At 64.0% G+C, this 21979-nt stretch carries 22 protein-coding genes, 1 tRNA gene and 1 other RNA gene; 9 read left to right on the top strand and 15 right to left on the bottom strand.

The window, feature by feature from the left end:
* Window positions 1–8: 8 nt before the first annotated feature.
* The 4 genes from rplK to rpmG all read right to left on the bottom strand — a co-directional run bounded on the left by rplK (window position 9) and on the right by rpmG (window position 1580).
* Window positions 9–434 carry a 50S ribosomal protein L11 gene (rplK, locus tag Q0Y09_RS03135; RefSeq protein WP_297717463.1) on the bottom strand — a complete coding sequence of 142 codons (426 nt, stop codon included), beginning with the start codon at window positions 432–434 and terminating at the stop codon, window positions 9–11.
* Window positions 435–534: 100 nt separating this feature from the next.
* Window positions 535–1059, bottom strand: coding sequence for a transcription termination/antitermination protein NusG (gene nusG, locus Q0Y09_RS03130; protein ID WP_297717460.1), 525 nt, complete (start codon window positions 1057–1059; stop codon window positions 535–537).
* Window positions 1060–1070: 11 nt separating this feature from the next.
* Entirely contained in the window at window positions 1071–1370 is a 300-nt protein-coding gene (gene secE / locus Q0Y09_RS03125) for a preprotein translocase subunit SecE (RefSeq protein WP_297717457.1), read from the bottom strand.
* 45 nt (window positions 1371–1415) lie between these two features.
* Window positions 1416–1580 carry a 50S ribosomal protein L33 gene (gene rpmG, locus Q0Y09_RS03120; protein WP_033119311.1) on the bottom strand — a complete coding sequence of 55 codons (165 nt, stop codon included), beginning with the start codon at window positions 1578–1580 and terminating at the stop codon, window positions 1416–1418.
* Window positions 1581–1903: 323 nt separating this feature from the next.
* Here rpmG and ruvX point away from each other — a divergent pair, with 323 nt between their 5' ends.
* The 3 genes from ruvX (at window position 1904) to Q0Y09_RS03105 (ending at window position 5123) form a co-directional block, all read left to right on the top strand.
* Window positions 1904–2323 (top strand): Holliday junction resolvase RuvX, encoded by a 420-nt coding sequence (ruvX, locus tag Q0Y09_RS03115; protein ID WP_297717454.1) that lies wholly within the window; start codon window positions 1904–1906, stop codon window positions 2321–2323.
* A gap of 398 nt (window positions 2324–2721) precedes the next feature.
* Window positions 2722–3843, top strand: coding sequence for an acyl-protein synthetase (locus Q0Y09_RS03110; protein WP_297717451.1), 1122 nt, complete (start codon window positions 2722–2724; stop codon window positions 3841–3843).
* Window positions 3840–5123: an acyl-CoA reductase gene (locus Q0Y09_RS03105; protein ID WP_297717448.1), complete on the top strand. Its 1284-nt coding sequence runs from the start codon at window positions 3840–3842 to the stop codon at window positions 5121–5123. Before Q0Y09_RS03110 ends, Q0Y09_RS03105 begins: the two co-directional genes overlap by 4 nt.
* Here Q0Y09_RS03105 and Q0Y09_RS03100 read toward each other — a convergent pair.
* The 7 genes from Q0Y09_RS03100 to Q0Y09_RS03070 all read right to left on the bottom strand — a co-directional run bounded on the left by Q0Y09_RS03100 (window position 5110) and on the right by Q0Y09_RS03070 (window position 9601).
* Window positions 5110–5481 carry a TSUP family transporter gene (locus tag Q0Y09_RS03100; protein ID WP_297717444.1) on the bottom strand — a complete coding sequence of 124 codons (372 nt, stop codon included), beginning with the start codon at window positions 5479–5481 and terminating at the stop codon, window positions 5110–5112. The genes Q0Y09_RS03105 and Q0Y09_RS03100 overlap by 14 nt on opposite strands.
* Entirely contained in the window at window positions 5478–5846 is a 369-nt protein-coding gene (locus tag Q0Y09_RS03095; protein WP_297717441.1) for a TSUP family transporter, read from the bottom strand. Before Q0Y09_RS03095 ends, Q0Y09_RS03100 begins: the two co-directional genes overlap by 4 nt.
* A gap of 83 nt (window positions 5847–5929) precedes the next feature.
* Window positions 5930–6556: an NUDIX hydrolase gene (locus Q0Y09_RS03090; protein WP_297717438.1), complete on the bottom strand. Its 627-nt coding sequence runs from the start codon at window positions 6554–6556 to the stop codon at window positions 5930–5932.
* Between the two features lie 14 nt (window positions 6557–6570).
* Complete coding sequence (locus Q0Y09_RS03085) at window positions 6571–7284, bottom strand: tRNA threonylcarbamoyladenosine dehydratase (RefSeq protein WP_297717435.1); 714 nt, start codon at window positions 7282–7284, stop codon at window positions 6571–6573.
* Between the two features lie 53 nt (window positions 7285–7337).
* Window positions 7338–8873, bottom strand: coding sequence for a peptidylprolyl isomerase (locus tag Q0Y09_RS03080; protein ID WP_297717432.1), 1536 nt, complete (start codon window positions 8871–8873; stop codon window positions 7338–7340).
* A gap of 209 nt (window positions 8874–9082) precedes the next feature.
* Window positions 9083–9283, bottom strand: a non-coding RNA gene (gene ssrS, locus Q0Y09_RS03075) — 6S RNA.
* A 3-nt stretch (window positions 9284–9286) separates the two neighbouring features.
* On the bottom strand, window positions 9287–9601 hold the full coding sequence (locus Q0Y09_RS03070; RefSeq protein ID WP_297717429.1) for a DUF1292 domain-containing protein: 315 nt from the start codon (window positions 9599–9601) through the stop codon (window positions 9287–9289).
* A gap of 250 nt (window positions 9602–9851) precedes the next feature.
* Here Q0Y09_RS03070 and Q0Y09_RS03065 point away from each other — a divergent pair, with 250 nt between their 5' ends.
* Window positions 9852–12548: a transglycosylase domain-containing protein gene (locus Q0Y09_RS03065; protein ID WP_297717426.1), complete on the top strand. Its 2697-nt coding sequence runs from the start codon at window positions 9852–9854 to the stop codon at window positions 12546–12548.
* A 57-nt stretch (window positions 12549–12605) separates the two neighbouring features.
* Here Q0Y09_RS03065 and Q0Y09_RS03060 read toward each other — a convergent pair whose 3' ends face one another.
* Together Q0Y09_RS03060 and Q0Y09_RS03055 are read right to left on the bottom strand one after the other, a co-directional pair.
* The gene (locus tag Q0Y09_RS03060; RefSeq protein ID WP_297717423.1) at window positions 12606–14393 is read right to left on the bottom strand and encodes a CvpA family protein; all 1788 of its coding nucleotides are present in this window, start codon (window positions 14391–14393) and stop codon (window positions 12606–12608) included.
* 35 nt (window positions 14394–14428) lie between these two features.
* Entirely contained in the window at window positions 14429–15001 is a 573-nt protein-coding gene (locus Q0Y09_RS03055; protein ID WP_297717420.1) for a hydrolase, read from the bottom strand.
* A 156-nt stretch (window positions 15002–15157) separates the two neighbouring features.
* On the opposite strand from Q0Y09_RS03055, the gene Q0Y09_RS03050 reads away from it, so the two are divergent.
* Window positions 15158–15249, top strand: a tRNA-Ser gene (locus Q0Y09_RS03050).
* A gap of 384 nt (window positions 15250–15633) precedes the next feature.
* On the opposite strand, the gene Q0Y09_RS03045 is transcribed toward Q0Y09_RS03050, so the two are convergent.
* Window positions 15634–16374, bottom strand: a complete 741-nt coding sequence (locus Q0Y09_RS03045; protein WP_297717417.1) for an N-acetylmuramoyl-L-alanine amidase — start codon at window positions 16372–16374, stop codon at window positions 15634–15636.
* Window positions 16375–16437: 63 nt separating this feature from the next.
* Complete coding sequence (rsmA, locus tag Q0Y09_RS03040; RefSeq protein ID WP_297717414.1) at window positions 16438–17292, bottom strand: 16S rRNA (adenine(1518)-N(6)/adenine(1519)-N(6))-dimethyltransferase RsmA; 855 nt, start codon at window positions 17290–17292, stop codon at window positions 16438–16440.
* A gap of 206 nt (window positions 17293–17498) precedes the next feature.
* Here rsmA and Q0Y09_RS03035 point away from each other — a divergent pair, with 206 nt between their 5' ends.
* From Q0Y09_RS03035 to Q0Y09_RS03020, 4 genes are all read left to right on the top strand, one after another.
* The gene (locus Q0Y09_RS03035) at window positions 17499–18014 is read left to right on the top strand and encodes a sigma-70 family RNA polymerase sigma factor (protein ID WP_297717412.1); all 516 of its coding nucleotides are present in this window, start codon (window positions 17499–17501) and stop codon (window positions 18012–18014) included.
* Window positions 17989–18570: a hypothetical protein gene (locus Q0Y09_RS03030; protein WP_297717410.1), complete on the top strand. Its 582-nt coding sequence runs from the start codon at window positions 17989–17991 to the stop codon at window positions 18568–18570. Before Q0Y09_RS03035 ends, Q0Y09_RS03030 begins: the two co-directional genes overlap by 26 nt.
* Window positions 18571–18710: 140 nt before the next feature.
* The gene (gene polA, locus Q0Y09_RS03025) at window positions 18711–21371 is read left to right on the top strand and encodes a DNA polymerase I (protein WP_297717407.1); all 2661 of its coding nucleotides are present in this window, start codon (window positions 18711–18713) and stop codon (window positions 21369–21371) included.
* A 10-nt stretch (window positions 21372–21381) separates the two neighbouring features.
* Window positions 21382–21969, top strand: coding sequence for a GNAT family N-acetyltransferase (locus tag Q0Y09_RS03020; protein ID WP_297717404.1), 588 nt, complete (start codon window positions 21382–21384; stop codon window positions 21967–21969).
* Window positions 21970–21979 lie beyond the last annotated feature (10 nt).

Genomic DNA, 21979 nt, shown 5'->3' with positions numbered 1-21979 from the left:
TCCTTCCCTTACTCTTCCACGGTGACGCCCATGGAGCGGGCGGTACCGGCGACCATGCTCATGGCGGCCTCGACGGAGGCGGCGTTCAGGTCGGGCATCTTGGTCTCGGCGATCTTGCGCAGATCGTCCTTCTTCAGCTGGGCGACCTTGGTCTTGTTGGGCACGCCGGAGCCGGACTCGATGCCGCAGGCCTTCTTGATGAGCACGGCGGCGGGAGGGGTCTTGGTAACGAAGGTGAAGGAGCGGTCGGCGTAGACGGTGATGATCACGGGGATGATCAGGCCCACGTCGTTCTTGGTGCGCTCGTTGAATTCCTTGGTGAAGGCGGCGATGTTGACGCCGTGCTGGCCCAGAGCGGGGCCGACGGGGGGAGCGGGAGTCGCCTTGCCGGCCGGGATCTGCAGTTTGACGTAACCAGTTACTTTCTGTGCCACAATGAGCACCTCCTACGAATGAATGTGGTTGGACGGGATGCGACGGCGCATCCCTCCCACTTGTGCCTTGGACGGCGGGCGGCCATGCCGCCCAGGGTACCTAATCCTGTACCAGCTCCACCTGGTCCAGCTCCAGCTCCACCGGGGTCTCCCGGCCGAACATGGAAACGACCACGCGGACCTTGCTGCGGTCCAGGTCGATCTCCTCCACGGTGCCCAGGAAGGACTCCAGAGCGCCGTCGGTGATCTTTACGGTGTCGCCCACCTGATAGGCCACCACGACCTCGCGCTTTTCCACGCCGAGGGCGGCGATCTCATCGTCGGTGAGAGGAATCGGTTTGTTGCCGGAGCCCACGAAACCAGTGGCGCCGCGGACGTTGCGGACCAGGTGCCAGGTCTCGTCGGTCATCACCATTTTCACCAGCACATAGCCGGGGAAGACCTTCCGCTCCACGACCTTGGGGCGGTTGTCGGTGATCTCGGTGACAGTCTCCAGGGGGATCTTGACCTCGTGGATGAGGTCATGCATGCTGCGGTTCTCCACGTGCTTTTCGATGGTGGCCTTGACGGTGTTCTCATACCCGGAATAGGTATGGACCACATACCACTTTGCACTATCCGACATACCGCTACCCCTTAACCCTTAAAGAGGTCGATGAGGGCGGCGATGATGCCGCTGGCAAGGGCGTCAAAGACCCAGATGAAGATGCCGACCACGATAACGCAGACGATCACGATCACCGTGTTGTTAACGGTCTGCTTGGGAGTGGGCCACACGACCTTCTTGAGCTCGCTCTTCATCTCGCGGAACCAACGGGCGACACGCTGGAAAAAGCCGGGCTTCTCGTCCTTCTTGGCCTTCTTGTCCGCCTTGGCGGGCTTGGAAGCGGCCTGGGCGTCAGCGCCGGTCTTTTCGATCTTCTCGTTGTCAGACATTCGGTTTCACCCTGCTTTCTTGTGACACTTCCGTAATCAGCATCATCACTTGGTTTCGGTGTGGAGCGTGTGCTTCCTGCAGAAGGGGCAGTACTTGTTTCTTTCCAGACGGTCGGGAGTGTTCTTCTTGTTCTTGTTGGTGACGTAGTTGCGCTGTTTGCACTCGGAGCATCTCAGGGTGATTTTCACCCGCGCACCGGCTTTTGCCATGTTTCGGCACCTCCTTCAATGGTTCGGACCCAACAAAAAATGCCGGGTCCGGCTATACCGAATCCCAGCACGTTCGAAAAAGGCACGGGCAGGGCCCGTCCCCAGTCAAAACACGGTAGGTTCGGCATGATCTGCCTCCCTATGTCCTCCTGAGAGGGAAAGGGTTTGTGCCCATTACACCGTAAAAATGCGCACAAAAATAAAGCCCTTTTTCATAGGTGCTAATAGACTATCATAAGCGGCTGGAAAAGTCAAGCATCAATTTCCAGGCTTGACAGGGCTTTCGGAAAACGGATATAGTGGTGGGGAAGGGAGGGAGGACCATGCGTATCATGGCCATCGACTACGGCGACGCCCGGACGGGCGTGGCCATCTCCGACCCCACGGGTCTGCTGGCGGGGTATACGGAGGTCATCCACAGCCGGAAGGGGGAGCAGGTGTGCGCCCGCCTTGCCGAGCTGACGGAGCAATACAAAGTGGAGGAGCTGGTGATGGGCTTTCCCCGGAACATGGACGGCACCGAGGGGCCCCGGGCGGAGCTCTACCGGACCTTCGCCGGTCAGGTGGCGGAGTCCACCGGTCTCACGCCGGTGCTCTGGGACGAGCGGCGGACCACCATCGAGGCCCACGATATCCTCCATGCCAGCGGCAAGAAGATGAAAAACCACAAAAAGACCGTGGACGCTGTTGCCGCTACTTTGATTCTGGAAGGTTATCTCACCCGGAAACGGACCCAGGGCTGAAACCAAGTGAGGGACGTCCACGGTGGGGCCCCGCGGAGCGGGGCGCGCCGTCAGGCGCGTCCAAGCAGCCGGCCTGGCGGCTGCTTGCCGCAGGGCGGATTCACTCCGCCCGAGGATGTGCAGAAGAACTGGGACCCCATGGGGGAAAAACCCCCATGGGAGGACGCCGTGGCGGCGACACTAATATTGGAGGGTTATCTCACCCGGAAACGGACCCAGGGCTGAAACCGGGTGAGGGGCGTCCACGGTGGGGCCCCGCGGAGCGGGGCGTGCTGTCAGGCGCGTCCAAGCAGCCGGCCGGCGGCTGCTTGCCGCAGGGCGGATTCACTCCGCCCGAGGATGTGCAGAAGAACTGGGACCCCATGGGGGTTTTACCCCCATGGGAAGAAGGGAGGAACATGGGAAATCGCATCAGACTCTTCACCTGGAAGGACCCCTATGACACGGCGGGGACGGAGGAACTTTTCGTCTCCGCCATGCGGGACAACTGCGCCTTCCACTACGCCCACTGCCCGGAGTACCGGGCCATTCTGGACCACTTTGGCTTCCGGCCAGACCTGTTGCGGACCACGGCGGACCTGAGCCGGCTGCCGGTGCTGCCCACCTTATATTTCAAATCGCACCAGATCTTCTCCGTACCCGAGCGGAGCATGCTCATCAAGGCCACCTCCTCGGGGACCCGGGGGAAGAAAAGCGTGATCGGCTTTGAGCTGGGGGGATTGTGGAGCGGCTTCCACATGGTGTGGCGCATCCTGCGCTACCATCACTTCCTTTCCGCGGTGCCCACCAACTACCTCATTCTGGGCTATCAGCCCCACAGGAGCAATCAGACCGCCGTGGCCAAGACGGCCACGGGCTACACCTATATCACCCCTGCCATCCACCGGGAGTATGCCCTCAAATATCGGGACGGGGGCTATCAGGTGGACTTTGACGGCCTTATCAGGACCCTGGAGAAATACAGCCGTTCCCGGTTTCCCACCCGCTTCATGGGCTTTCCTGCCTACACCTACTTCCTTATGGAGGAGCTGGAGCGGCGGGGGCTCCGCTATCCGCTGCCCAAAAACTCCAAGATCTTTCTGGGGGGCGGCTGGAAGCAGTTTTATCGGGAAAAGGTGGATAAAGAGACCTTCTATGCCAAGGCGTGGGACCGCTTCGGCATCCCGGAGGAGCACATCTACGAGTCCTTCGGGGCGGTGGAGCACCCCATTTACTATGCCGACTGCAAGTATCACCACTTTCATGTGCCGGTATACAGCCGGGTCATCATCCGGGACGTGCGCACCCTGGAGCCGGTGCCCAATGGCGCCGTGGGGCTGGTGAACCTCCTCACCCCCATGCTCCATGCCGTCCCGGTCCTGAGCATCATGACCGACGACCTGGGCATCCTCCACGACGGGGAGACCTGTCCCTGCGGGGTGAAGTCCCCCTGGCTGGAGATCATTGGCCGGGTGGGCATGGCCGACATCAAGACCTGCGCCGCCGGCGCAGACGAGCTGAGAAAGGGGGTGGGCCTGTGATCCTGTACCGGGGAGAGGTCCGTGATACCAAGGAGCAGAATCGGCTCCTGGACAGCCTGGAGGAGACCATCACCCGGGTGCTCCAGCGGCCCGCCCCCACTGCGGAGACGGTGGTAGCCGCCTGTGACGGCCTGGCCCGGCGGGTGCTCAGCGGGGAGTTTGACGGCGTCATCGCCGCCCTGGGTCTGGACCGGCGCTTCACCCTGGCCCAGGCGGCGGCCGCCGCCAACCTGCTCCGCCGGGAGAGCCTGGAATTCAAGCTGGCTTTGGAGCTGGGGCCGGACTGGGCGGGCCCCAGGCAGGTGACGCCGCCCCACTCCGGTCTCACCCTCACCAAGGAGGTCCTTCCCCTGGGGGTCCTTTTCCACATCGCCGCCGGCAATGTGGACGGCCTTCCGGCGTATAGTGCCGTGGAGGGGCTCCTCACCGGCAATGTGAACATCTTGAAGCTGCCCCAGGCCGACGGCGGGCTGTCGGTGCTGCTGCTCCACGCCCTCACCCAGGCCGCCCCGGCGCTGGCCGACTACCTCTATGTCTTTGACACCCCCTCTGACGACCTGCCCGCCATGCAGAAGATGGCGGCCATGGCCGACGGCATCGTGGTCTGGGGCGGGGAGGGGGCGGTGTCCGCCGTCCGGGGCCTGGCCCCTGTGGGCTGCCGCCTCATCGAATGGGGCCACAAGCTGAGCTTCGCCTATGTCACGCCGGCGGGGGAGACCCCGGAGGGGCTGGCCGCCCTGGCGGACCATATCGCCGACACCCGGCAGCTGCTGTGCAGCTCCTGTCAGGTGATCTTCCTGGACACGGAGGACCGGGAGGAGGTCCGGGCCTTCTGCCGCCGGTTCCTGCCGGTGCTGGAGGAAGCCATGGCGGCGGGGCCGCCCCTGGACGACGGCTCGGCGGCCCAGGTGACCCTGGCCCAGTACGAGCAGCGGCTGGAGTCGGTCACCGCGCCCGGCCCGGAGGTCTTTTATGGGAAGAGGTGCTCCCTCACCCTGGGGGAGGATGGGGAACTGGCCCTCTCCCTCCAATTCGGCAATCCCCTGGTGAAGGCCCTGCCACGGGCGCAGCTGCCCGCCATGCTCCGACGGCACAAGGGGGTCCTCCAGACGGCGGGGCTCCTCTGCGCTTCGTCCGAGCGGGAGGAGCTGGCCACGACCCTCCTGCGGGCGGGGGTGGTCCGGGTCACCGGGCCGGGGGACATGAGCCGCACCACCTGCGGGGACGCCCACGACGGAGACTATCCCCTGCGGCGGTATACCCGGGTCACCGAGCGGTAGCGGATGGCTTGCGGAAGAGCTCCCGGAGCCCGATGACCACCAGGAAGCCGCCGAAACACCGGCGGAGGAGGTCCGTGTCCAGGCCGGAGGCCGCCCAGGCGCACAGCCCGGCGGAAACCAGACCGGCCAGGATGGCAGGGAGGGCGGCGGCCCGGTCCACGTAGCCGTTTTTGAAGTGGGCGGGGAGGGCGGCGGCCGCCGCCGGCAGGAAGTAGACCAGATTGATGCCCTGGGCCAGCTGCTGTTCCATTCCGGCAAAGGCGGTGAGATAGAGGAGGAGCAGAGTGCCGCCGCCCACCCCGAAGCCGGAGAGGACCCCGGTGGCGGTCCCGGCCAGAAGGGCGATGAGGAAGCTCACAGGGCGAAGAGGGACTTGACGCCCCCGTAGAGGAGGAGCAGTCCGAAGCCCCGCCGGAGCCAGTCCATGGAGAGACCCTTGAAAAGCCAGCCCCCCAGCCAGCCCCCCAGCAGCCCGCCCAGCAGATAGGGGAGAGCGGCCATGAGGTCCAGCCCGCCCCGGAAGAGGTAGATGCCGGCGGAGAGGACGCACAGGGGAAGGATGACGGCCACCGAGGTGGCAAAGGCCCTCCGCTCCCCCAGCTGGCACCACCCGGAGAGCAGCGGCACCAGCACCATCCCACCGCCCCCGCCGAAAAAGCCGTTCACCGCCCCGGCCAGGGCGCCGGATACCGCCGGGCGCAGCCACATCCGTTTTTGAGCCATGAAAAAATCCCTCCTTTGGCAGTAGTTTGCCAGAGAAGGGATTTTTTATACGATTTTTGCTTTTGTGAGCCCAAAGCCGCTCTTTAATCGAACGGCACGGTCCAGTTGGGGTCGGCGTGGGCGGTAAAGCACAGGGCGATCTGCTCGGAGGTGGTCTTGTCCAAGTCCAGGGGCGGCAGGGAGGCGGGGGAGAACCAGCCGCTGCCCAGGGTCTCCAGGTTGGGGACGAAGCCGCCGCCCAGGGCTTCACAGAGGACGAAGAGCTGACACACCCCGTAGAGATAGGGGGTGGGGTGGTGGCGGTCCCGGTCCTGGACGGCGATGAGCCGGAGGGGCCGCACCTGGATCCCGGCCTCCTCCATGACCTCCTTCACGGTGTTGGAGGCGACGGACTGGTCCTCGTCCACCCAGCCGCCGGGGAGGGCCCACAGGCCGTTGCGCTCCTGGACCAGGAGGATCTGGCCCTCCCGGATGACGGCGGCCCGGACCACCAGCTTGGGGGTCTGGTAGCCGGACTCTCCGCAGAAGAGGGTCTTGACCCGCTCCAGAGGGAGCTGCGCGCCCTCGGCCACCATCTCGGCGGAGATGTCCCGGATGCGCTGGAACCGCTCCCGGTCGAAGGGATCTTTGGAATACTCCAGCCCCGCCTGGGCCAGGGCCTGGAGCTCCCGGGCCCAGTCTGTCCAGCGGGGGAGGGACTGCTGTTCCATGAAGACCCCTCCCTTCATCGCACGCCGGTCAGGTCCATGACCACCTCGCCGGCCAGGAGCAGCCCGGCGGCGGCGGGCACCCACATGACGCTGGCGGGGACGCTGCGGCGGCCGGGAGGCGGCGCCTCAGGCTGTTCGGCGGCATGGGCGGCCTCCGGGGACCAGACCACCTTGTGGTGGAGGATGCCCCGGCTGCGCAGCTCCTTGCGCACCACCCGGGCAAGCGGACAGCCCTCGGTCTTGGAGATGTCGGACACCCGCAGCAGGGAGGCGTCCAGCTTGTTGCCGGTGCCCAGGGCGGAGAGGATGGGGATCTTGCGGCTCAGAGCGGTCTCGATGAGGTCCAGCTTACAGCTCACCAGGTCGATGGCATCCACGATATAGTCGTAGTGGGTGGCGAAAAGGTCCTCCCGGGCGGCGGCCTCATAGCGCCCCTGGACGGGGTGGACCTGACAGGCGGGGTGGATGGCCAGCACCCGTTGGGCCATGGCCTCCGCCTTGGGCAGGCCCAGGGTGGACTCCAGGGCCTCGGCCTGGCGGTTGAGGTTGCTCACGTCCACGGTGTCCTGGTCCATGAGGGTCAGCTCCCCCACGCCGGAGCGGGCCAGGGCCTCGGCGCACCAGCTGCCCACGCCGCCCAGGCCCAGCACGCATACATGGGCCTTGGCCAGCCGCTCCATGGCGTCAGAGCCCAGGAGCATGCGGGTGCGGAGAAAACGTTCGTCCATCTGTGTACCTCCTAAAAAAATCCCCCGGAGGTTCTCTCCGGGGGATGGATGACTCAGCCCAGCAGGGCCAGGTTGGTCTCATTGGCGGTGACGGGGTAGGTCTCCTCAATGCCCTCGGTCCAGGTGTTGAGGGCGTCGGATCTGAGGGCCTTCTCCGCGGTGGCCTTCCAGGCCAGGGTGTGGTCCTGGAGGTACATCAGGTGCCAGCCGTGCTGACCCTCCTGGTCGTTCTCCACCAGACCGGTGTCGCCGACCTCACGGCCCTCGGCGAAGGTCCAGTCGATGAAGGCGGGCAGGAAGTTGGTGGCGGGGGTGATGCCCTCGTAGAGGCCGCCCTTCTCGGCGGAACCGGGGTCCTCAGAGAACTCCTGCGCCAGAGCGCCGAAGCTGTCAGCGGTCTTGTCGCCGGCGTTGTACTGGTCCAGGATCTCCTGGGCCTTGGCCTTGGCGGCGTCCATGGCCTCCTGGGTGGGGACCTTGCTCTCGTCCACATCCTCGGTGGCGGCGTCGTCGGTCTGGGTGAGCTCGGCCTTCACCAGGATGTGGCGCACGTCGGCGGCGCCAAAAGCCTCGGTGTCCAGGGTGCGGCCGGTGAAGCGGAGGACCCAATAACCCTTGTCGGCCACCTCGATGGTGGTGAGGTCGCCGTCCTTGCGGCCCTCGTTGGTGAGCCAGGAGACGCAGTCGGTGCTGCCGGAGGAGAAGCCGTTGGCCAGGCTGGCGCCCACCACGGTGGTCTCATAGCTCTTGTCCTCGTCCTCCTCGGACTGGACGGCCTCGGCGGCCAGGGCGTCGAAGTCGCCGCCGTCCTTTAGGTCCTGGAGCAGCTTGTCGGCAGCGGCCTTGGCGGCAGCCATGGCGGCGGTCTTGTCGGCGTCGGAGGGCTCCACGTCGTTGCCCTCGTCGTCGGCGGCGGGGACGGAGCCGTCGATGAACACAGCGGAGTAGGTGAAGGTGTCCATCTCGTTGGCGTGCTCTTCATAGTAGGCGGTCAGATCGTCGTCGGTGTAGGTCAGGGTGTCGGCGTGGGCAGCGAAGTACTCCTGGGCCAGGGTGTCCCGGGTGAGGCAGTCCCGCAGCAGGCCCTCGGTCATGTGGGGGCCGTACACGTTGCGGATATAGTTCTTGAGGGAGGTGAGGTTCTGGTCGGCATAGCCCTTGATCTGCTCGATGGCATCCTCCACGCTCTTGGCGCCCTCCTCGGAGAGGGCGAAGCCCTCGGCCTCGGCAGCGGCGGCCAGGGCGGCAGTCTGCTGGAGGGAATCGACGGCGCTCTGGCGCAGGGTCTCAGCGTCCACAGGCAGGCCGTACTGGGCGTACATGTTGGCGGTGGGGTAGTAATAGTAGCCCATCTCGGCCACGGTGTAGTCCTTGCCGTTGACGGTGGCGACTACCTTACCCTTGGTGAGGATGCCGCTGTGCCATACCAGCAGGGCGACGACCAGCACGGCCAGGACCACGCCTACTACGGTGTAAAGGAGTTTTTTGCTCCGCTCCTTGCGGGCGGACTCTGCCTGACGGCGCTCCTTTTCGGTGGGGCCGTTGGCAGCGGCGGAGTTGCGCTGTTTCTTTTCACGGGAAGCACTCATTACTCTTGCTCAGTCCTCTCAAATAGTGTGCTTTTTCTGTGCTTTGGTGACTCAATGATGCATTATACAGGAAATGCGGACAGCTTGCAAGTCCCAATCTTTCGCAGACGGGAAAGGGAACGGGGTTTTTACAGAAAATTCACGGTTATGCGGGGTCCGCGCCGTAAAAAACCGCCCCAGAGCAACTCTGGGGCGGTGTGCTGGTTAAAAGATCTCCCGCTCTGGCCGTGTGGCCCTGATCAAACCTGCACGAAGTGGCAGGTGGGTCGCCTCCGCACCGCTTTACTGCTTCCAACTTCCAGCGTTCCCAAGAGGGAGGCCGGGAGGCCTGCAAGCCACGGCGCGAGTCTGGCGTCCCGTTTCAGAGATGTGGGTTTAAAAAGAAACCATCACGAACCGAGCAGGAGATGCGGTTATTCCTCGTCTTCTTCGAACAGGGACTCCATGAACTGCTGATAGACGGCTTCCAGTTCTTCTTCGTCATCCAGGGTGGCCAACTGCTCCTCCCCGTCGATCTCCACGACCTTCAGGATGATGAGTCCGCCCTCCTCGGCGTCTTCCTCCGGGGGCTGGCCCTCCTCATCGGCCTCCTCCACAGGGAAAAAGGCCATATAGACTGCACCGTTATATTCAATGGTATCCAGGTGCTCCAGCTCGATCTCGTTGCCCTCCTCGTCGGTGAGGCTGACAAAATTGCTGCCGTACTCGTCGCTCATGGTGACTGGCACCGCCCTTCTTCTTTCTAGGCATATTGTACCCTGTACGCCGGAAAAATGCAAGGGCTGGACGAGCCAAATTTTACACAGGTCTCATTCGGGTGAGAAATGGAGGGACACAGGGTAGACAAAAGGGGGCTTTTCCACTATAATATATAAGTCTTATTCTGACCGGAAGAGGAGACAGACCGGCGGAAGGAGACGCTGCGCATACTTGCACAAGACCGTGCGGCCCCTGGGCCGGGAACGGAGGTATTTCATTTTGGCAGAGACAAAACACACCAAAAACCAGAGTGGGGAGCCATCCCGACGCCCCAGGCGGAAGGGCACAGCCGGCGGGGTGGCCCTGGGCATTTTGAAGGTCGTCGGCACCCTCATCCTCATCGGCTGCACCACGGGGGCCATCCTGGCCTGTTTTGCCGCCACCTATATCAAGACCGTCATCATTCCCCAGTCCGAAATAGACGCCAGCGCCTACGCCATGAACCTGTCCTCCACCATCTATTACACCGACCCAGCCACCGGACAGGCCAAAGAGCTGCGCACCCTCCACGGGGAGGAGAACCGGGTGAAGGTGGACCTGGAGGAGATCCCCGAGGATTTGATCGACGCCCTGGTGGCCATTGAGGACCAGCGGTTCTGGAAGCACCACGGCGTGGACTGGCGGCGGACCGGCGGCGCCTTCCTCAACATGTTCCTGGGGATGAAGGACACCTACGGCGGCTCCACCATCACCCAGCAGCTCATCAAGAACATGACCCAGAACGACGACGTGACAGTAAAGCGAAAGATCCTGGAGATCTTCCGGGCCCTGGAGTTTGAGAAGGACTACTCCAAGAAAGAGATTTTGGAGATGTATCTCAACTACATCTACCTGGGTGAGAACTGTTACGGCGTGGGCACCGCCTCCCTGGCCTACTTCGGCAAGCCGGTGTCCCAGCTCAGTCTGGCCGAGTGCGCCAGTCTCATCGGCATCACCAACAACCCCTCCCGCTATGACCCCTATATCTCTGACTACACCCGGGAGCAGAACAAGAAGCGCCAGGAGATCATCCTCAGCGAGATGAAGAAGCAGGGGTACATCACCGAGGAGGAACAGGAGGCCGCGGCAGCCCAGGAGCTGGTCTTTGTAGGCCGGGGGCAGGGGACCACCTCCACCACCGCCTACTCCTATTTTGAAGATCAGCTCATCCGGGACGTCATCGCCGACCTGAAGGAAGCCTATGACCTCTCCGACCAGATGGCCAGCCAGTGGGTATACAGCGGCGGCCTGTCCATCTACTGCACCCAGGACCCGGCCATTCAGGCCAAGGTGGACGCGGTGTATGAGGACCTGAGCAACTTTGACGCCCCCTCGCCCAACGGACAGCAGCTCCAGTCCGGCATCACGGTCATCGACAACGCCACCGGCAATGTGGTGGCCCTGGCCGGCGGCGTGGGGGAGAAGACGGCCAGTCTGTTGACCAACCGGGCCACTCAGTCCCAGCGGCAGCCCGGCTCGGCCATCAAGCCCCTGGCGGTGTATGCCCCCGCCCTGGATCTGGGGGTCATCACCCCCGCCACCGTCATCGACGACTCTCCGTATAGCTTTGATGGCGACGGCGGAGCCCCCTGGCCGGTGAACTCCTATGGAAAGTACCGGGGGCTCACCAATGTCTATGTCGGCGTTCAGAACTCGGTGAACACCCTGGCCGTCAAGGTCCTGGGCCAGTATATCACCCCCCAGGTGGCCTTTGACTTCCTGGTGAACAACCTGGGCTTCAGCACCGACCACCTGGTGGTCCAGGAGGAGCGCAAGGGCACCGTCTTTTCCGACATCGGCCTGGCCCAGCTGGCCCTGGGCGGTCTCACCGACGGCGTGACCACCCTGGAGATGGCGGCGGCCTACGCCACCTTCCCCCGGGGCGGCCTGTATATCGAGCCCAGGACCTACACCAGAGTGGAGCGGGTGGACCCCGACACCGGCGAGGTCCTCCTCCTGCTGGAGGACCAGGCGGAGTCCCACGCCGCCATGAAAGACTCCACCGCCTGGTATATCAACTCCATGCTCCAAAATGTCATCCGCAGCGGTACCGGTACTGCCGCCCGCTTCGATGGTATGACCATCGCCGGCAAGACGGGCACCACCACCTCCCGCCGGGACCTCTACTTTGCCGGTTACAGCCCCTACTACACCGCCGCCGTCTGGAGCGGCTATGACCAGCCCGAGCGCATGTCCTCCAGCCTCCAGAAGCAGTCGGCTGCCACCTGGAAAAAGGTTATGGCTTCCATCCATGAGGGGCTGGAGAGCAAGAGCTTCCCCGCCCCCTCTGAGGGCACGGTCACCGTGCCGGTCTGCGCCGACAGCGGCCTCCAGGCCACGGAAGCCTGCCAGCACGACGCCCGGGTGGACGCCGGCGGACGGATCATCAACATGACCTTTGTCAAGGGGGATGAGCCCACCGCCTTCTGCGAGGTCCACAAGGACGTGGAGATCTGCCTGGACGCCCCCTTCCTGGAGGCCGACGGCAGCCCCAACGGCATGTATCACCTGGCCGGGGAGTTCTGCCCCGCAGAGAGCCGCAGGACGGTGAGCATCCTGGAGCTCGCCCGTGAAGGGGCCGCCGCTGCGGTGACGGTGCAGGACAACCAGTTCACCACCGGTCATATCACCGCCCTGGGCGAGGCGGCCTACTGTGACGTCCACACTACCGCACCGGCGCCCGAGCCCACCGAGAAGCCGGCCATCGACCCCATGGACTACACCACCTGGCCGGGGCCGGAGGACTATGACAACCTGGAGGACTATAACCGCTTCAATCCATTTGACGAGTCCACCTGGCCGGAGAACGTGAACAGCTCCTCCGGAGAGCAGACGCCGCCGCCCAGCGAGACCCCTGCGCCGCCGGCCACCCAGCCGCCGGTCTCCACAGAGCCGCCCCAGACAGATATTGAGGAGCCCTTTGTCCCGGCGGCCTGAAAAAGCCAGAAAAAGACGTCCTGTTCTTTTGAACAGGACGTCTTTTTTGTGTCTGGTTCAGCCGTAGATGGGGACGGTGATGGCGCCGTCAGCCGGCTCTGTGCCGGCGTCAGGGCCGGGAGCCGGGTCGGGCTCCGGCACGGCGGGGATCAGGGGCTCGCTGGGAGCGGCCTTGCCGTCGATGGCGATGGTGTAGGCGCTGAGGATGGAGGAAGCGATCTCGCCGGTCTGGACGGCGTGGTCAATGGTGACCTGATCCCCCAGGTCCAGCAGCACCGCCACCGGGTTTTCGGCAGCGGAGACGGCGTAGTAGACCGCATCGCCCTCCAGGCGGACGAAATAGTAGGTGTTGCCGTCCATTACGGCGGAGCGGAGGTCGTCCACCACGCCGGAGATCCGGGTCTCAGGGCGCTCCTCCGGGTCGGTGATGCCCCGCTCGGCAAGCATGTCCACATATTTCTGCTCACACTGGGAGACGGAGCTGGCCACGGCCACGATCTGATACTGGGCCACATTGACCATGGCATAGCTCTTGACCAGCTCGGTGGCGTCCTTGAGGGGGATGAAGTAGGTGGGCTCCCCCGCAATGTTGAGGAGGAGGGGGAAGGTGGCGGCGTACTTGAGGTCCTGGACCTCGCCCTTGGCCGAGTCCATGGCGGCGTACTCAGTGGCGCCGGGGGCCTCATAGAACCGGGTCTCCTTGGTGCGCTGGTTGGAGAGGAGGAAGCCCAGGTTGGACTGGTCGGCGTTGGCGGAGGTGACGCCGGTATAGACGTAGACGTCGTCGTGGAGGGCGATGTAGTTATAGCCCTCGGTGGTCATGGTGACGCCCCGCTGACCCAAGATGGAGTTGAAGAAGCCGTTGATGAAGGTGCCGTGGTAGTCGTACTGCTCCATGATGAGGTCGGGGGTGTAGATGTTGTCCACCCAGGTGGGGACATCGGCAATATCATAGTACTGGCATTCGCCGGTGATGGCGTTGCACAGCACGGCGCCCTGAACGTCGGTGCCGCCGAACAGGCCGATGGTGCGGACGATCCTGGGGGCGATCCAGTAGGGGGTGCCCTCCTCGTCGATCTCGAACTGGGGGGTGTCAAAGAGATAGGTGGGGTAGCGGAAGCGCAGGTGGCGCATGATGTTGCGGTTGAGGGGCTCGGAGAAGGCGTACTTCATGCCCTGCCCCTGGGGGAGACGGACCACCTGGGCCTCCTGGGTGACCATGTCCACCAGCACGTAGGCGGGCAGACCCTCGCTCCGGTTGGTAAACCACTTGATGAGGTCGGCGTAGGCGATGGGAGCCACCCGGACGGGCCGGCCCTGGTAGTTGATCTGGGTGGAGTCGTTGGAGTACTCGAACTGGCTGACCATGTCGCTGAGGGTGCCCATCTGGCGGTCTCCCAGGTACTCGGCGGAGGAGCGGTCCAGGGTGGGGATCTTATCGAAGGAGATCTGGGCGATGTCCTCGGCGAAATTGCCGTTCTCCACAGTCAGCAGGTCCCGGTAGGCGGAGGCCCGGAAAATGGGCATGGAGATGAGGGTGCCGATGAGCCCCACGGCAACGAGCAGCACCATGAGGATGCCGGCCGGGAGACACTGGTTCTTCACAAAGCGGAAGTACTCCTTCACGCCGGAGCCGGGCTCCATGCGGAAGCCAGAGGCGAAGAGGGAGGACACCACATAGACCAGACACAGCAGGAAGAAAAAGGAGTAAAAGTTGGTGTCCTGGAGGTTGAGGGCGGGGAGGGAGAGGTAGAAGTAGACGAGGCCAAAGACCAGGGTGATGGCCAGGCAGGTGAGGATGCGGGCAGCTTTGCCCATGGGCTTGCGAGGTCGTTTTTCGTTCATAGTGGACTCCTTTGATAAAAATATGGTTTCCGGGATCAGGCCATCTGGGCCTCGATATCGGCCTCGGTGGCCTGCATGGCCCGGAGGGTCAGCTCCAGCAGCTTGTCCAGGTCCCAGCCCAGCAGCCCGGCCCCCTTCTGGATGATGTCCCGGGAACAGCCGGCGGCGAACTTCTTGTCCTTGAATTTCTTTTTGAGGGACTTGAGCTCCATGTCGGCACAGCTCCTGGAGGGGCGCATGAGGGCGGCGGCGCCGATGAGACCGGTGAGCTCGTCGCAGGCGAAGAGGACCTTCTCCATCTCGTGCTCGGGGGTCACGTCGCACACCTCGCCCCAGCCGTGGCTGGCGGTGGCGTGGATGAGGGCCTCGTCCAGCCCCAGCTCACGCATGAGGGCCTGGGACCTGACGCAATGCTCCTCGGGCCACTGCTCAAAGTCCAGGTCGTGGAGAAGTCCCACGAGATACCAGAACTCGGCGTTGTCGCCGTAGCCCAGCTCCCTGGCAAACCACTCCATGGCGGCGGCCACGGTGAGACCGTGGCGGATGTGGAAGGGCTCCTTGTTGTACTGCTTCAGCAGGTCCAGCGCCTGCGCGCGGGTGAGTTCCATGGTCATACACTCCTTGCATTTGGCGGTTTCGGATGGTACTGTTATAGCATAGTTATGGGGGGATTGCAATGACGTCAAATTTTTTCAAAGAATTGCATTTTCCCTCTTGACGAATGGAGGTAAAGCGGTTATAATAAGCAACGTTGTCCAGGCCATGGAGAGATGGCTGAGCTGGTCGAAGGCGCACGATTGGAAATCGTGTAGGCGTTAATAGCGTCTCGAGGGTTCGAATCCCTCTCTCTCCGCCAACGTCGGAGCAAGCGTGAATCGCTTGCTCCGACGTCTTTTTTTGCCTGTGGCCTTTTGGGGCGGTTATCATCAAAATCGGAGCAAGCGTCATATTGCTTGTTCCGATTTTTGTATTGGTGTGGGGGCGTTTGTTGTGACGCTTGGACGTTTTTTCTCACAAAAAAACGCCGGCAGCCAGGCTGACGGCGGAAGTTTTGGTCTGTCTCCCCGGAGCGGCGGCTGCCGCTCCGGGGAGCACAGTGTTGACTGCAAAGAGAGAGAGGGAGGAGGTTGGATTGGTTTGGGTTTGGTTCCTTGCTGATATTAGGATACCACACCCCGGGAAGAAGTGATGGACAGATTTAGAACGCTCTGTGAATTTTCTATGAACGCCCGAAGGGACTTCAGAGCAGGGTGATATAGTCGCCGCTGGCATAGCCGGTGACCTCCCCGAAGCGGACCAGATACCAGCCCTGCCACTGGTTGAGGATGGCGAGCCTGGCCCCGTCGTAGGCACGGGCCAGAACGGGGGCGGACCGGTCGGGGCGGGCGCGGATGTAGAGGGAGCCCCAGGACACGTCCACCACGCCCTGCCGCTCCGGGACGGGGGTGAGGAAGGGGATGCCGAAGTACTGGCACAGGGCCTCCACCAGGGTTTGGGCGATGAGGTCCAGCTGGCTTTTGACCCAGGCGGCGTCGTCGGGGTTGTCGTGGTAGCCCAGCTCTAAAAAGACGGAGGGGGCGCGTACCCTGCGCACTTCCCCGATGGCGGTAGTGGCTTCCGTCCGGACCAGGTCGGGGATGGGATAGATCCGCCGGAGGTGTTCCGCCACGATCCCGGCGGCCCGGCGGCCTTTGGCGCTGCCGGGGTAATAGAAGACCAGGACGCCACGGATCTGCCCGTACCGCCCCTCCGGGGCGGCGTTGGAGTGGAGGGCCAGGTGGAGGTCGTAATTGCCCCGGTTGGAGGCGGCGATGGAGCTGGCGGCGGTCATGCCGGGGGTATTCCTGACATAGCGGATGCCGGAGGCGTCCAGATAGGGGACCATGGCGTCGGCCAGGCGGTTCATCCAGTACTCCTCGGAGCCGCCGCTCACATAGAGATTGTTTTCCTGGGTGGAGGGGGAGAGGTAGATGATGGGCATGGAAGGGCCCTCCTTTCCCTTCATGCTATGCGGGAAGGAGGGCCGGGGACACGGAAGCAGCCCTTAAAACTCCCCCAGGGCCCGGGTGAGGGCGGCAAATTCCGGGATGCCCAGCCGCTCGCCGCGGATACCCTCGGGCAGTCCGGCGCCGGCGATGGCGGCGCGGAGGCGGTCCTTGTCCACGCCGCCCAGACCGGCGGCGAGGGCGTTGAGGAGGGTCTTGCGGCGCTGGCCAAAGGCGGCCCGCACCACCCGGAAGAACCGTTTCTCGTCCTCCACGCCCTCCGGGGGGGCGGAGCGGGGGACCATGCGGATCACCGAGGAGGTCACCTTGGGGGCGGGGACGAAGCACTCGGGCCCCACGTCGAAAAGCAGCTCGGGGACGGTGTGGTACTGGCAGTACACCGAGAAAGCTCCGTAGTCCGCTGTCCCGGGGGCGGCGCAGATGCGCAGGGCCACCTCCCGCTGGATCATCACGGCGATGCAGGAAAAGCGCCCGGCCTCAATGAGGGCAGTGAGGACGGGAGTTGTGATATTATAGGGGAGGTTGGCGCAGGCCATGGGGGTGAGGCCGGGAAACTTCTCGTCCACCAGGGCCGGGATGTCCAGCTTGAGGATGTCGGCGGGGAGGATCTCCACGTTGGAGAAGTCCCGCAGGGTCTCGTCCAGCACCGGCAGGAGGGCGCGGTCCAGCTCCACCGCCACCACCTTGTTTGCGGCGTCGGCCAGCCGGACGGTGAGGGGGCCGATGCCGGGGCCGATCTCCAGCACGCCGTTTTCCGGTCCCACGCCGGCCCCATCCACCAGACCCCTGGGGACCCAGTCCTGGATGAGAAAATTCTGCCCCATGGATTTGGAGAAGCGGAAGCCGTGGCGGCCCAGCAGGGCCTTGACGGTATTGAGATCGCAGAGGTCCATAACAGCACTCCTAAGCATTTCAGCATTGATGTCGGCCCGCCGGAACGGCGGGACCATGACCATTATACCGCCTGCCGGCCAGGCTGCAAAGAGGAAGTTTTCCGGGGAGCGGCAAATATTTTTCGTCCGGGTGAGATATTTCGCCCCCCTGAGCCGTATTCACAGTGAAGGGCCTTTCACAAACCCCAACAGGAAGGGGAGTTCCCATGACAGACAAGAGATTTGAAGCGGTGGTGCGGACCTATGCCGACACCATCTACCGGGTCGCCCTCCACGCGCTGGGCAGCCGGGCGGACGCCGAGGATGTGATGCAGACGGTGCTGCTGAAGCTCTATGAGCGGCAGGAGGACTTTGAGGGTCCTGACCACCTCAAGCATTGGCTGCTGCGGCTGGCGGTGAATGAGAGCCGCAGTCTCCTGCGCTCGGCGTGGCGCCGTCGCAGGGTGAGCCTGGAGGATGGCCGGGAACTGCCGGTGCCGGAGGACCCGGCCAAGGCAGAACTGCTGGAGGCCGTCATGGCCCTGGAGCCCAGGTACCGACTGACGGTCTACCTCTATTATTACGAGGGCTGCTCCGTGGCGGAGACGGCCCGGGCCCTGGGGGCCCGCCCGTCCACCGTCCAGACCTGGCTCCACCGGGCCCGGCAGCGGCTGCGGGCCGACCTGGCGCCGGAAAAAAACGAGGAGGGATATGGCTATGTTCGACCCCAGATCCTATCGTGAGCTGTGCGGGGAGCTGACCGCTTCCGCCGAAAAAATCCAAGAGGTGATCGATATGAAAGAGCAGAACAGACCTGTGCGCAGACGCCGCCCCGTCCGTGTGCTGACCGCGGTGGCCGCAGTGTGCGCCGCCCTGGCCATCACTGCAGGCGCCGCCAACCTGGAGACCATCCAGAACTTTCTCATCAGCACCATGAATTCCATTCAGGTGTCGGGGGAGAGCGCGGAGGGGAGCTTCACCTCCCTCCGGCTGCCGGAGGTCTCTCTGGAAGACCGGGAGGGCCGGTCCATCCTGACCGTGGACGGCACAGAGACCGACATCACCAAGTCCCTGGCGGAGGAGGGGAGCTATACCTGCCGCCGGGACCTGGGGGACAGCAGCTATGAGGTGACGGTGGACGACCAGGGCGCCGTTACCGTCACTGGCCTGGACGCGGAAGGGGAGACGCTGTTCCAGCTCTCCTACGAGGCGGGGGCGGCCGGCGGTGCGGTATACGAGGTCGCCGGAGTGGAGACGGCAGGGAGCGCCGTCACCACCACTGTGACCGGCAAAAACTGAGCGCGGGGAGGACCCTCGGCGCGGCGCACGTACCCCGGAGCGACGGGGCGCGTGCGCCGCGCTCTTTTTCTTGCCCTGGGGACGGAAAGCTGATATACTATACTATACTTGAATTTTCACGCAGCGCGGAGGGAACTTCCATGAAGCTCATGGTCATCGACGGCAACTCCATCATCAACCGGGCCTTCTATGGCATCCGGATGCTCACCACCCGGGACGGTACCCCCACCAACGCCGTCTACGGCTTCCTCACCATCCTCCAAAAGTTGGTGGGAGAGGAGTCGCCCGACGCCCTGTGCGTCTGCTTTGACCGAAAAGCCCCCACCTTCCGGCACCTGGCCTACGAGGGCTACAAGGCCCAGCGGAAGGGGATGCCCGACGAACTGGCCGCCCAGCTGCCCATCTTGAAGGACGTACTCGCCGCCATGAACATCCCACGTTACGAGATGGACGGCTGGGAGGCCGACGACCTCATGGGCACCATCTCGGTAAAGGATACGGCGGCGGGCTGGGAGACCGTCATCGTCACCGGCGACAAGGATTCCCTCCAGCTCATCACGGAGACCGCCCGGGTCAAGCTGGTCACCACCCGCATGGGCCAGACCACCGAAAAGGACATGACGCCGGCGGCCTTCCGGGAGGTCTACGGCTTCGACCCCATCCACATCATCGACCTCAAGGCCCTCATGGGGGACGCCAGCGACAACATCCCCGGCGTCAAGGGCATCGGGGAGAAGACGGCCATGGACCTCATCCAGCGCTACGGCAGCGTAGCGGCCATCTACGCAGATCTGGACGGCGTGGAGGCCAAGCCGGCGGTGCTGAAAAAGCTGCGGGAGGGGGCGGACCAGGCCAGGATGTCCTACGACCTGGCCACCATCCGCACCGACGCCCCCCTGGAGTTCACCCCCGGAGACGCCCTGCGGCAGGCGCCCGACGAGGGGACCCTTTACGACCTCTTTTTGAAGCTGGAATTCAACAAGCTCATCGACAAGATGGGCCTCAAGGCCCCCCAGGGGGAGGTGCAGCAGGAGGAGCAGCTTGCCGGTACCTGTACCAGCGAGGTGGTGACCGACCCCGCCCGGGCGGAGGAGCTGCTGAACATCTGGCGGCAGCAGGAGAGCGTGGACGTGCTGGCCCTCCCCGATTTGAACGTGGTGGCGGTGGAGTGGCGGGAGACAGAGCAGGACAGCCGGGCCGCCGTGCTCCGGGCAGACCGGCTGGAGGGGTACAACGACACCCTGAAGTCCCTTTTCGCCCCCGACATCAAGAAGAACGCCCACGATGTGAAGAACCTCCTCTCCCGGCTGCTCTCTGAGGGCATCCAGGGGGGCGGCTTCGTCTTTGATACCGCCGTCGCCGCCTACCTCCTGGCCCCTACCGACGGCAGCTATGACCTGGAAAAGCTGTCGGTGACCTGGTTTAACCATGAGACGGCCAAGGCCAAGGAGACCTATCTGGCGCCCGATGCCTTCTCCCCCCTGGGGGATGAGACTGGGACGCTGGACGCACTTCTCTCCCACTGCGCCCTCATCGGCGCGCTGAAAGCGGCTATGGCCCCCCGGCTCACCGAGCTGGGCATGGACAGGCTCTTCTATGAAGTAGAGCTTCCCCTGTGCCCTGTACTGGCTGAGATGGAGCACGCCGGGGTGCTGGTGGACCGGCAGGCCCTCACCGCCTTCGGCGACATGCTGGAGGAGCGCATCCGGGCCGACGAGGCCGTCATCTACGACCTGGCGGGGGAGACCTTCAACATCAACTCCACCCAGCAGTTCGGAAAGATCCTCTTTGAAAAGCTGGGGCTCCCCCCGGTGAAGAAGACCAAGAGCGGCTGGTCCACCAGCGCCGAGGTGCTGGAGAAGCTGCGCGGCAAGCACCCCATTGTGGAGGCGGTGCTGGACTACCGGCAGCTGGCCAAGCTGAAAAGCACCTATGTGGACGGCCTCACCAAGGTCATTGCCGCCGATGGGCGCATCCACACCTCCTTCCAGAACACCGTTACCGCCACCGGGCGCTTGAGCTCCACCGAGCCCAACCTGCAAAACATCCCGGTGCGCACGGAGCTGGGGGCGGAGCTGCGCAAGATGTTCGTCTCTCCCAAGGGCTGGCAGCTGGTGGATGCCGACTACTCCCAGATCGAGCTGCGGCTGCTGGCCTGTATCTCGGGAGACGAGGCCATGCAGGCCGCCTTCCGGAGCGGGGAGGACATCCACACCGTGACGGCCTCCCAGGTCTTCGGGGTGCCCACAGAGTTGGTGACGCACGAGATGCGCCGGAGGGCCAAGGCGGTGAACTTCGGCATCGTCTACGGCATCTCCGACTTCTCCCTCTCCCAGGACATCGGGGTCACCCGGGCCGAGGCCAGGGAATATATGGACAAGTACTTCGCCACCTACCATGGGGTCCGGGACTATATGAAGGAGGTGGTGGAGAAGGCCAAGGCCGACGGCTATGTCTCCACCGTCCTGGGCCGGCGGCGGTGGCTGCCGGAGCTCCGGTCCTCCAACTTCAACCTGCGCTCCTTTGGGGAACGGGTAGCCCTCAACATGCCCATCCAGGGTACCGCCGCCGACCTCATCAAGCTGGCCATGATCCACGTCCGGGACCGGCTGCGGGCGGAGGGCCTGGCGGCCCGGCTGGTCCTCCAGGTCCACGACGAGCTCATCGTGGAGTGCCCCGATGGCGAGGTGGAACAGGTCAAGGCCCTTCTCACCAGAGAGATGGAGGAGGTCATGGCCCTTCCGGTGCCCATGCGGGCCGACTCCGCCGCCGGGCGGAGCTGGGCGGAGGCCAAGGACTGAGGGGGGGCCTATGGAATTACGACAAATTGCAGGGGAAGGGCTGGAAAGCTGGTATCATCGGGAGCTGCGGGAGGCTTTTCCGCCCAATGAATGTAAACCGTTGAACGACATCAGGGCGCTGGTGGCCGCTGGCAGGTATGAAGTATGGGGGCTGTTTGAAGGGGAAGCATTGTTGGGTTACGCCACGCTGTGGATGGACCCTGCCGACACGCGCTGTATTTTGCTGGACTATTTGGGCGTCACCGCTGCCCGGCGGAATGGCGGCCTGGGCCGCAGGATCGTCGGGATGCTGACGGAGCAGCTGGGGGACCGGTCCCTGCTGCTGATCGAGGCGGAGTGCCCGGCGGAGGGAGACGGGCTGGAGGAAAACGCCATTCGGCGGCGGAGGCTCAGGTTCTATGAGCGGTGCGGTTTTGTTCCGGCCTACGATATGGCGACCTGTGGCCTGCGCTTTACCACGCTTTTGCCCAGTTTGCCGGAAGATCTGGGGCTTGTCATGGACCTTCATCGGGCCATCTACGGGCCAGAGCGGACCGATGTGCGCATCCCCCTGGGGCCGGATGAGACGCCGCCCGGTCCACCGGCCTGGATGAGATAAGGAGAGAAGC

The sequence above is a fragment of the Intestinimonas sp. genome, assembly GCF_026169115.1.
In the GTDB taxonomy this organism is placed as follows: Bacteria; Bacillota; Clostridia; order Oscillospirales; family Oscillospiraceae; genus Intestinimonas.
This window is presented reverse-complemented; position numbering and strand designations above follow the sequence as displayed.